Here is an 11524-nt window from a genome sequence, read left to right on the forward strand (position 1 = left end):
ATCGCTGTCGGAGTCGGAGTCGCTGTCTGAGTCACTGTCGCTATCTGAGTCAGAGTCGCTGTCTGAGTCTGAATCACTGTCAGAATCAGAGTCGCTATCGGAATCTGAATCGCTGTCAGAATCGGAATCGCTGTCGGAATCAGAGTCACTGTCAGAATCTGAGTCGCTGTCAGAGTCAGAGTCGCTGTCTGAATCGGAATCGCTGTCGGAGTCGGAATCACTGTCGGAGTCGGAATCGCTGTCTGAGTCAGAATCACTATCGGAGTCGCTGTCCGAATCGGAGTCACTGTCGGAGTCGGAATCGCTGTCGGAATCAGAGTCACTGTCGCTATCTGAATCAGAGTCGTTATCATTTGTTGGGACAGTGGCTGTTGCACTATCACCAATACCAGCATTACCTGTTAGATCAGTAAAACTACCATCTGGAATACTGACTGTTACACTGCCTGTAGTTCCTGGATTTCCATTTGCAATTACAGTACCTGTCCAGCTACCGTCAGGTTGTTGAGTCAAGCCTGTAATTGTACCGCCTGTTACCACAACGTCACTTGGATCAAATCCCTGCACAGGCTCACTAAATGTAATCGTAACTTTACCTGTGGCTTCATCAATCGTAATGTTTGCGACTGGAGGAGTCGTGTCGGCTTCATTGTTATTATTAGATCCCGAACCACCTCCACCAGCGGCGGCAATCGCACCACCCGCAACCAGTGCCCCTCCCCACAATGCAGCGGAACTTAACCCCGCCGATGCTGCTGCACCTGTCAATGCAGGTGCTACGGCTGCTATTGGTTGCAATACCGCAGACTCAGCCAAAGCAGGCACAATCGCTGGAAGTTCTTCTAGAAAAACCGCATTTTCATCATCAAAATTATCTGCCGCTACATCGGAGTCTGCATCCGCATCCGCGTCGGCATCTGCGTCAGCATCCGCATCGGCCTCATTTTCTAAATCCTTAAACTGGGCCCATAATAATTGGTTATCGTCACCCTGAAGTACAAGACTATTTTCCGTTGCTCCACCATTATCAAAGAAATTTTGAATAACAATAATTTCTCCATTTTTTAATAGTACAACCGCGTTTGAACCATCTCTTTTTACTTGAGCGATATCGTTAATCTCTACTTTTAGTAATACAACGACTGGTTCAGACGAGGATAGTTTAGTAATGTTATCCGTTGTATTTAAAAGCGTTTTATGGTTTTCCTTGGAAATAATTTGTATCTCAGACATGATATTATTCCTCATTATAATTTATTTGTTTTCAACCGTTTATCAATCATTTTATTGAGTTTTGGTTTGAGTTATTCTGTTTTTGCTTGTGATAGAGTTATCAACTCCACTCTAAAACAATTTAAAAAAATGTTAAATACATCACATAAAATAAAAATAATGTGTAAAAAACACATTACAAAAAATGAGATTTAATTTCATGTTTTTAAATAATTTTTTTATTATCCCAATTATTATTTATTTTTTTAGTTACATTTATACAGCAATAGTAATAAAAACAGTATTAAATCAAATTAAAAAAGCACCCAATTAAATGGATGCTTAATTTAAAGATATAATGAGCAAACATACATAATGACATTTACTCAATAGAGAATATAATATTAAAAATTATCAGGATTTTCTAAACGTTTCACTTCTTCACGTTTATTTGGATGATGTACAGTTGCGACCCCATCATCCGATTTCTTATCCAGTAAAATTTCAGGATTATAAATCGTCAATGTTTCCCGACCCAAGGCATCCTCACCCACAATATATTTAAACCCACGGCGGTTCATTTTATTACATAGGCGTTGATAAACACCTTTAAGTCCTTGAGTTTCTTCATTTGGATTAAAATAAAATGCATTCATTACAGCTGGTAAACCCAATCCACAAACAACACCTGAAAGCAGTACGCTAATAAAAGTATAACCAATCAGGATACTACTATAGGGACTCAACTGAGGAACATTTGCAACAGCAAGGATTAATGCCAGGGAGATCCCACCACGTACCCCACCCCATGAGAGAATGGTTAAACTGCCATTGTAGCTTTTTTTACGGAAAGATGGGAATAATGCAAAAGCTGAGAAGTTTGCTGCGAAACGAGATAAGTGCAGGATTAAAAAGGCAATAATACCGCCAATAATTAAATTGGCACTTAAATCCAGAATAAACAATTCCAAACCAATTAAGGTAAATAGGAAAGAGTTAATAATCCCTTCAACAGTATGCCAAAAATGATTAACTTCCTGAATCTCCTGCTCTTCCCTAAATTCCTGCCATTTATTACCCACGATCAAACCTCCAATAACACAGGCGATCGGAGCGGAGGCATGGGCGAATAAAGCCACCAAATATGAACCACTAGCCAATAATGCAGTGGTTAAAATGAGTGACTCCATCTCATGTTTACCACGTAATAAACGCAAGATTGCCAAACCAAAGCCAAAACCAATAATAACCGCGACAAAAATTTCATATAACAAGGTTTCAATTGTTGAAATCAGTGAAAAATGAGCACCTTGTAGAACTTTTAATAAGGTCATGAATAATGCAATACACATCGCATCATTAAATAGAGATTCACCCTCCAGTTTTACCATTAAGTGATGCGGTGCTTTAATCGAACTTAATACCCCTTTAACACCAATTGGGTCAGTTGCACCTAAAGCCGCACCTAATAATAATAAAACTTCAATTGGTACTGGGTATCCAACAGCCCATTGAAATAAATAGAGTAATCCAGCATAAAATCCAGCACATAACACTAGGGCGATTGTTGCCAGAATACCAATTGGCTTCCAGTAGTTGCGTAAATCAGAAATCTTAAACTTTAATGCAGAGGAGGTTAGAATGAAACAAATGACACCATTGATTAAAAAGTCATAAAAATCAATTTCACGTACAGCAGATTCAATATTGTGAATATTAATGGTAATAAACTGGTTACCATTGAGTAAGCTTGCACCCCATTGCAAGATAAAAACGAAAATTGCCGAAACAATCGGTACCCCTATCGCCTGTGGAAAGCCAAGTATTCGTTTATTAAAAATGGTGGTGGCGATGGAAAGTGCAAAAATAACGGTTAATGCTTGCAGAAGAAAGAAATTGCCCATAACACCTCTTTATTTATATCAATCGCATACACGAAAGTATCTCGTTCAAAATTTATAACTTAAATTCAATAATGTATTTCAAGCTGCCAAGTTAGTCATAATAACTGAATTTTGAAAGGATTTTATCTATAAGTTTTTCATTTTATTCATATCACAATACAAACATATCAACACACTTGCCTAAAGTCTCTAACAATGACCCAACCCCATTCATTTACAATTTATCTTTTTAAATAAGGATGAAATACCTTTAAGCTACTTAAAGGTATCACACTGATTGATATCCCCCGATTTCAGTCCCAACTGGAACCAATGCATACGCTGCTCACTGGTACCATGTGTGAAACTATCAGGAACAACCTGTCCTGTGGCACGTTTCTGCAAATAGTCATCACCAATCTTTTGGGCAGCATCCATCGCTTCCTCGATATCACCCTGCTCCAGAAATTGTGTACGCTGCTGGTTCTGATGTGCCCAGATTCCTGCAAAACAATCCGCCTGCAATTCCAAACGTACTGAAAGCTGGTTGCCCTGTGTCTGACTCATTTGTGAACGTGCCTGCTGCACCTGAGAGGAAATGCCCAACAGATTTTGAATATGATGACCAACCTCATGTGCAATCACATACGCTTGAGCAAAGTCACCCGCCTGATCCTGACGGGAAAGTTCTGTTTGGTTCTGTTCTCCAGAGATTCCCATTTGCTGGCGCATTTCTTTAAAGAATGAGGTATCAATATAGACTTTTTGGTCTGTTGGACAATAAAATGGCCCCATTGCAGCCTGGGCCGTGCCGCAACCAGAGCGCACCACACCATTAAACAGCACTAATCTTGGTGGCTTATAGGACATGCCCAACTGTTGAAAGATAGGAGTCCAGGTATCTTCTGTATCTGCCAGAATGGTTCCGACAAAATCGCTGGCTTCTTTCTGGTCGGCAGTCAGGCTTTGTGGCGCACTGCCCTGTGAGGATTGCGCACTGGTCACAGCCTGAGTCGCCTGATAAGCTTGTTGGGGGTCAACCCCAAAAAACTTCCATGCAACAAAAGCAACAATAAGCCCCAGTATACTGATGCCGCCTGCTTTTGCCCCACCACCACGACGGTCTTCAACATTGGTACTGATTCGACGACCTTTCCAGCGCATAGTGACCTCATATGATTATATTGTCCAAGATTTAAACCGAAGCCTTTGACCACACTTTCTGAATCAACCCAACAATGATCAGTACAATAGCACCTGCAACCAGACCAATACCCAAATTAATCAAGGTCGGTGTCAATGCGCCAATAATTGAACCAACGCTTGGAATCAGTTCCAAATGGTCTACCGTTTCTTCAGTAAAATGATGCAGCAATGGAATGGTATGGCTAATAATGCCACCACCAACCAAGAACATTGCAACCGTTCCAACAATGGAGAGTGTTTTCATCAACACAGGGGCAAAGGCCAGCAAACCACGCCCAATCTTATTTTTAAATTCAGATGCCTGTTGTGTTAAATATAACCCTAGATCATCAATCTTGACGATCATGGCAACAAAGCCATATACGCCAATGGTCATCACAATGGCAATAATGCTTAATACAGTCACTTTAGTCATAAATGCTGCTGTTGCAACGGTACCTAACGAAATTACCACAATTTCAGCGGATAAAATAAAATCGGTACGAATCGCACCTTTCACTTTTTCTTTTTCAAACTTGACCAGATCAACTTCAACCTGTTGCAGGTTTTCACTCGCCTCTTCGGCTGTCTTGGCTTTTTTGTGGTGCAGCATATGCACAACTTTTTCTACACCCTCATAACAGAGGAATAGGCCACCAATCATCAGCAATGGATTAATCAACCACGGCGCAACCACACTGATTAAAAGTGCCAGTGGAACAAGAATCAACTTATTCACAAAAGAGCCTTTGGCGACACTCCAGACCACTGGTAATTCACGGTCAGAACGCACACCACTCACTTGCTGGGCATTCAACGCAAGGTCATCCCCCAATACCCCAGCAGTTTTTTTGGCTGCCATTTTGCTCATCACGGCAACATCATCTAAAACTGTCGCAATATCATCCAGCAGTAATAATAAACCACTCGCCATTTTTATATCCTAGTTTGTATTTATGCGGCTATTGTAAAGTGGATTAAAGCCATTTTTATATTTATCTATTGAAAATTCTTTGCGTATTTTTTGTAGGTCTGTTTTACAGAGATTACCCGCATTCCCGCAATATACCGTACAATATGCTGCATTAAATATTTATCAAATGACTGAATCTTGGAACATATCATGAGCAATGCTGATCAACGTCCAATAATTTTGACAGGCGACCGCCCTACTGGACAACTTCATCTTGGACACTTTGTTGGTTCATTACGCTCTCGTGTAGGCCTACAGGACAGCCATCATCAGCATCTTTTACTGGCCGATGCACAGGCCCTGACTGACAATGCCGATAATCCAGATAAAGTTCGCAACAATATCCTACAAGTGGCTCTCGATTATCTGGCAGTGGGTATTGACCCAACCAAAACAACCATTTGTGTGCAGTCCTGTTTACCTGCCCTGAACGAACTCACCATGCTTTACCTGAACTTTGTCACTGTGGCACGTCTGGAACGCAATCCAACGATCAAGTCAGAAATCCAGATGCGTGGTTTTGAACGTGACATCCCAGCAGGTTTCCTATGCTATCCAGTGGCTCAGGCAGCGGACATCACCGCATTCAAGGCAACTGTGGTGCCTGTGGGTGAAGACCAGATTCCAATGATTGAACAAACCAATGAAATCGTGCGCCGTATCAACCGTCAAATCGGACAGGATTTATTACCTGAATGTAAGGCGCTGTTATCCAATATGGGACGTTTACCAGGTTTTGATGGCAAGGCCAAAATGTCTAAGTCATTGGGCAACACCATTGTCTTAAATGCTTCAGATAAAGACATCAAGAAAGCGGTCAATGCCATGTATACCGACCCAAATCACTTGCGTATTGAAGATCCAGGTCAGGTTGAGGGTAATATTGTATTTACCTATCTGGATGCCTTTGATCCAAACAAGGAAGAGGTTGAGGAACTCAAGGCGCATTACCGTCGTGGCGGTTTAGGTGATGGAACAGTTAAAAAACGTTTAGAGGGTGTGTTGAAAGAATTGATTACTCCTATTCGTGAACGTCGTACAGAACTGGAAAAAGATCCCGACTACATCATGGACATACTCAAGCAAGGCACTGAGAAATGCCGTGACATTACCCAACAAACTTTGGATGAAGTAAAAGCGGGCTTGGGTTTATTTAAATTTTAATTTACGTTACTTTTACCATAAAAAAGCCCATATTTCTGGGCTTTTTTAATTAACTTACTGATTTAAGTCTAATTTAAGAACTACCCAATAAAATTCACAACTAACATTTTTCGTCACTTATTAACATCTATTAACAGTAGGTAACATGAATACCTATGAACTTGGTCAAGTTTTTTTATATTATGGCTATGTAGATTAGAGAAAACTAATCTTATGACATTTCTCCTTTTCATCGGAACTGTTTTTTAACAGATTCGTTGTTCAACGCAATGACAACCCCAATCATTGCGTTTTTTTTCGCCTAAAAAATCCTACCTTTTTACAGGAATATACTCCACAGTGAAATAATCCCAATAAGGCTGAATTGGCATGAATTTAGGTTGAATTTAATACTCATTACATTTACTCTTATAACTGATTTATTTTTATAAAAATTTTATTAATTATCTCCACAAGAAATAAGAGTAATAGTGATGATATGGGATTTATTAACACATCCTTCAAATATTGTTTTTAGCATTTCTTTAATGCTATGCCTGTTTATTGGCGTACTTGAATTCATCTTGCTGCTGTTTGGGGGTAGCTCAAGTTTTCTCGAACAGTTTTTACCAGATAGCCTCACCGATGTAGACCATGCCGATGTCGGAGTGGATCATCCAGAGAATCTCTTTACCCAGTTATTGGAATGGCTGTATTTAGGCAAGGTTCCCTTACTGATCTGGCTCATTATTTTCTTAACTGTATATGCACTAACGGGCCTGATTATTCAGGATATCTTCTTCCACCTAACCGAACATTACCTGTCTGCATGGATTATTGCACCTGCCTGTGTGTTTCTGTGTATGCCTGTCGTGCGTATCAGTGCTGCGCTCATCGCCAGGATTATTCCCAAAGATGAAACCACGGTTATTTATAGTGAAGACTTGATCGGCAGGACAGCCCAAATCATTTTAGGGGATGCCAAACCCAACTCCCCTGCACAGGCCAAAGTGAAAGACCAGTTTGGTCAAACCCATTATGTTTTGGTTGAGCCAGAACTCGACATTGTTTTTCAGCAAGGACAAGAGGTTATTTTGACGCAGAGAACCAAGATTGGTTTTCAGGCAATTTCGATTTAATTTTTATATTGATGATACGAGGGCATTTAAATGTTTAATTCAGCATTGACTGAAATTTTAATTATTACAGGTGTTATTTTTGCGGCACTGATTTTTATAGGGATTATTATTGCTCGCCTGTACACACGTTCCAGCAAGGAAGTGTCTTTTGTACGTACAGGTTTTGGTGGGGAGAAAGTAATTTTAAATGGCGGGGCAATTGTTCTGCCTGTATTGCATGAAATTATTCCTGTAAACATGAACACCTTGCGTCTGGAAGTCAAACGCGCTGCTGATCAGGCACTGATTACCCGTGACCGTATGCGGGTGGATGTCATGGCTGAATTCTATGTTCGGGTAAAACCAACAGGTGAGTCCATTGCAACGGCGGCACAAACGCTGGGTCGCAAAACCATGTCGCCTCAAGAGTTGAAAGACTTGGTTGAGGGTAAGTTTGTTGACTCCCTACGTGCTGTTGCCGCTGAAATGGCGATGGAAGAACTGCATGAAAAGCGTGTTGATTTCGTGCAGAAAGTTCAACAAGTGGTGTCAGAAGATTTATCTAAAAATGGTCTAGAACTTGAAACGGTGTCATTGACTGGCTTAGATCAAACCAGCTTTAAGTTCTTTAACCCACAAAATGCCTTTGATGCGGAAGGTTTAACCAAGCTGACCGAAACCATTGAAGACCGCCGTAAAAAGCGTAACGACATTGAGCAGGATGCTGATCTGGCGATTCGTGCAAAAAATCTGCAAGCTGAACAGGCAAGACTACAAATTTCTCGTGAAGAGGAATATGCCAAGCTACAACAGGAACGTGAAATTTCAATTCGTAAAGCCGAACAAAGTGCTGAAATTGCAGCGCAGGAAGCAGCTAAAAAACGTGAAGCAGAAGAAGCCCGTATTGCTGCTGAACGTGAAGTTGAACTGAAACGGATTGCTTCCGCACGTGATGTGGAAAATGAGAATATCCAGAAAGCTCAGCTCATTCAAAAAGCACAGGTTGAGCAGAAGAAAACCATTGAGCTTGCAGAGCAGGATCGTGCCATTGCGATTGCAGAAAAGTCCCGCGCTGAATCAGAAGCCAAAGCCCAAGCAGATAAAGCCCGTGCCGAAGCAGTAAAAGCCGAGGAAGAAGTTGTGACTGTACGTGAAACACAACGTGCGGAACGTCAAAAAGCGGTGGAACTGGTTGCTGCTAAACAAACCGCTGAAAAAGAAGCAATTGCCATTACCGTTGCTGCTGATGCAGGTAAAAAAGCGGCTGCTGATGAAGCCGAGGCAATACGAATTGGTGCGGAAGCCGAGGCTGAAAAAGTACGTTTAAAAGCCAAAGGTGAAGCGGATGCCAAAATCCTGCTTGCTCAGGCGTTAGAGAAACAATATCAAGTCGATGCAGAGGGTGCCCGTGCAGTGAATGAGGCGGCCAATACCCTTTCTGCTGAACAGGTGGAAATGCAAATTCGTTTAGCCTTGCTCAAACACTTACCTGAAATCATTCGTGAAAGCGTTAAACCAATGGAAAATATTGATGACATCAAGATTTTACAGGTGAATGGTTTAAATGGTTTTGCAGGTGGTTCTGTATCAGGTGAAGCAGTTGAAAATACCCAAACCTCTTTGTCTGATCAGGTTGTGAATAGTGCCCTACGCTATCGTTCACAAGCCCCGTTAATTGATAGCTTAATGAATGAACTTGGTTTACAAGGTGGTGATATCAATGGTTTAACGCAAGGGTTGAAACCAAAAGCAGAGTAAGTGTTTAATATCCTCAAACTGAGATTTATTAAATGATAATAAAAAAACCCCAATGTCTCCATTGGGGTTTTTTAAGATTAAAATCTAACGTATTACGCCAAACCTTTCTCTTTTAAAACTTGTAGCATGGTTGAACCAAGCTCCGCTGGGCTACGTGTATAAGCCATGCCTGCTTTTTCAAACGCAGCAAATTTCTCTTCTGCGGTACCTTTACCACCAGAAATGATCGCACCCGCATGCCCCATACGCTTACCTTTAGGCGCAGTTACACCAGCGATGTAACCTACAACTGGCTTAGTCACATTAGACTTGATGAATTCAGCAGCTTCTTCTTCCGCTGTACCACCAATCTCACCGATCATGATGATTGCATCAGTATCTGGATCGTCCTGGAACAATTGAAGCGCTTCGATCTGGTTCATACCTGGGATTGGGTCACCACCAATACCGATACAAGTAGACTGACCTAAACCAAGCTTGGTTGTTTGAGCAACAGCTTCATAAGTCAATGTACCAGAACGTGAGATAATCCCAATACGACCTGGTTGGTGGATATGGCCAGGCATAATACCGATCTTACATTCACCTGGAGTGATCACGCCTGGGCAGTTAGGACCAACTAAACGAGTACCGTTACCGTTAGTTTCCAAGTAGCGTTTAGCTTTAAGCATGTCGATGGTTGGAACACCTTCAGTGATCACAACGATTAGGCCAACACCTGAATCAACCGCTTCAACGACAGAGTCTAAAACGAATGGCGCTGGTACATAGATGACAGATGCATCAGCATTTGTTTCACGTACAGCATCTTTCATCGTGTTGAATACTGGTAGGTCAAGGTGAGTTGTACCACCTTTACCTGGAGTTACACCCCCCACAACTTTTGTACCGTAATCCAAAGCTTGTGCAGAGTGGAAAGTACCGTTTTTACCAGTAAAACCCTGTACCAATACTTTAGTGTCTTTATTAATTAATACGCTCATGATTGATACTCCCCTTACGCCTTAACTGCAGCTACAACTTTTTCTGCGGCATCAGATAAACCATTCGCAGAAATTAATTTCAAACCAGATTCATCAAGTAATTTCGCACCCAACTCAGCGTTGTTCCCTTCTAAACGAACAACAACTGGTACAGTTACGTTTACTTCCTGAACCGCTGCAATAATCGCTTCAGCAATCATGTCACAACGTACGATACCACCGAAGATGTTAATTAAAACACCTTGTACAGACGTATCAGCAAGGATGATTTTAAACGCTTCGATTACGCGTTCTTTGGTTGCACCGCCACCAACGTCAAGGAAGTTTGCAGGCTGACCACCATAAAGTTTGATAATGTCCATGGTTGCCATTGCAAGGCCAGCACCGTTCACCATACAACCGATGTTACCTTCTAAAGCAACATAGTTAAGGTCAAATTCAGATGCTTTTAATTCACGCTCATTCTCTTGTGATTTGTCACGTAAAGCAGCAACTTCTGGTAAACGGTAAAGCGCATTAGAGTCGATACCAACTTTTGCATCTACACATAAAATCTCGCCATTTTCACGAACTGAAAGTGGATTGATTTCAAATAATGCAAAATCATTTTCTACAAATGCCTGGTAAGCAGCAGACATAATTTTCACAAATTGACCAATTTGCTTGTCTTTCAAACCTAAAGCAAACGCAACTTCGCGCGCCTGGAATGGTTGTAAGCCAACGAGTGGATCAACTTCAACCTTGATAATTTTTTCTGGTGTTTCTTCTGCAACTTTCTCGATTTCTACACCACCTTCGGTAGAAGCCATGAAAGTAATACGACGGCTAGAACGGTCTACAACCGCACCCAGATAAAGCTCACGTTCAACTGGGTAAACATCTTCAGCAACGATAATACTGTTAACAGGTTGACCATTTGCATCTGTTTGATACGTTACAAGACGAGTACCAATGATATTGTTTGCAAATTCGATTACATCTTCTTTTGATTTTGCAACTTTAACACCACCAGCCTTACCACGACCACCAGCATGAACTTGCGCTTTCATTACAGCGAATTTACCACCAAGCTGTTCAAATGCAGCAACTGCCTCATCTGCATTTGTTGCCAAAATACCTTCTTGTACTGGCATGCCATATTTTTTTAATAACGCTTTAGCTTGATACTCATGTAAGTTCATTTAGTTACCTACTATGTTGTTTATTTTGATACAGCCTTAATATTCTTAAAACCAGACTGCTACATATTGAGTAAATGATTGCCTTATA

Annotated in this window: 9 protein-coding genes; 3 read left to right on the forward strand and 6 right to left on the reverse strand. The window is 41.2% G+C overall.

The window, feature by feature from the left end:
* From N5J47_RS06935 to N5J47_RS06950, 4 genes are all read right to left on the reverse strand, one after another.
* Positions 1 to 1233: BapA prefix-like domain-containing protein (locus tag N5J47_RS06935; protein WP_279993389.1), on the reverse strand; the 1233-nt coding region annotated here is incomplete at its 3' end.
* 383 nt (positions 1234 to 1616) lie between these two features.
* On the reverse strand, positions 1617 to 3116 hold the full coding sequence (locus N5J47_RS06940) for a cation:proton antiporter (protein ID WP_279959437.1): 1500 nt from the start codon (positions 3114 to 3116) through the stop codon (positions 1617 to 1619).
* A 255-nt stretch (positions 3117 to 3371) separates the two neighbouring features.
* The gene (locus tag N5J47_RS06945) at positions 3372 to 4259 is read right to left on the reverse strand and encodes a zinc metallopeptidase (RefSeq protein ID WP_279959436.1); all 888 of its coding nucleotides are present in this window, start codon (positions 4257 to 4259) and stop codon (positions 3372 to 3374) included.
* Positions 4260 to 4290: 31 nt separating this feature from the next.
* Positions 4291 to 5214 (reverse strand): DUF808 domain-containing protein, encoded by a 924-nt coding sequence (locus N5J47_RS06950; RefSeq protein ID WP_279959435.1) that lies wholly within the window; start codon positions 5212 to 5214, stop codon positions 4291 to 4293.
* Between the two features lie 189 nt (positions 5215 to 5403).
* Between N5J47_RS06950 and trpS the strand changes: the two genes are divergently transcribed.
* From trpS to N5J47_RS06965, 3 genes are all read left to right on the forward strand, one after another.
* Positions 5404 to 6417: a tryptophan--tRNA ligase gene (gene trpS, locus N5J47_RS06955; protein WP_279959434.1), complete on the forward strand. Its 1014-nt coding sequence runs from the start codon at positions 5404 to 5406 to the stop codon at positions 6415 to 6417.
* A gap of 473 nt (positions 6418 to 6890) precedes the next feature.
* A complete protein-coding gene (locus tag N5J47_RS06960) occupies positions 6891 to 7535 on the forward strand; it encodes a YqiJ family protein (protein WP_267982226.1) in 645 nt (214 codons plus the stop codon).
* Between the two features lie 30 nt (positions 7536 to 7565).
* Positions 7566 to 9272, forward strand: coding sequence for a flotillin domain-containing protein (locus N5J47_RS06965; RefSeq protein ID WP_279959433.1), 1707 nt, complete (start codon positions 7566 to 7568; stop codon positions 9270 to 9272).
* Positions 9273 to 9364: 92 nt separating this feature from the next.
* Here the strand turns inward: N5J47_RS06965 and sucD are convergent, their stop codons facing one another.
* Complete coding sequence (gene sucD / locus N5J47_RS06970; RefSeq protein WP_279959432.1) at positions 9365 to 10255, reverse strand: succinate--CoA ligase subunit alpha; 891 nt, start codon at positions 10253 to 10255, stop codon at positions 9365 to 9367.
* A gap of 14 nt (positions 10256 to 10269) precedes the next feature.
* Complete coding sequence (sucC, locus tag N5J47_RS06975; RefSeq protein ID WP_004674927.1) at positions 10270 to 11436, reverse strand: ADP-forming succinate--CoA ligase subunit beta; 1167 nt, start codon at positions 11434 to 11436, stop codon at positions 10270 to 10272.
* Positions 11437 to 11524: the final 88 nt, after the last annotated feature.

It is taken from the genome of Acinetobacter sp. GD03645 (genome assembly GCF_029845285.1).
Lineage (GTDB): Bacteria > Pseudomonadota > Gammaproteobacteria > Pseudomonadales > Moraxellaceae > Acinetobacter > Acinetobacter corruptisaponis.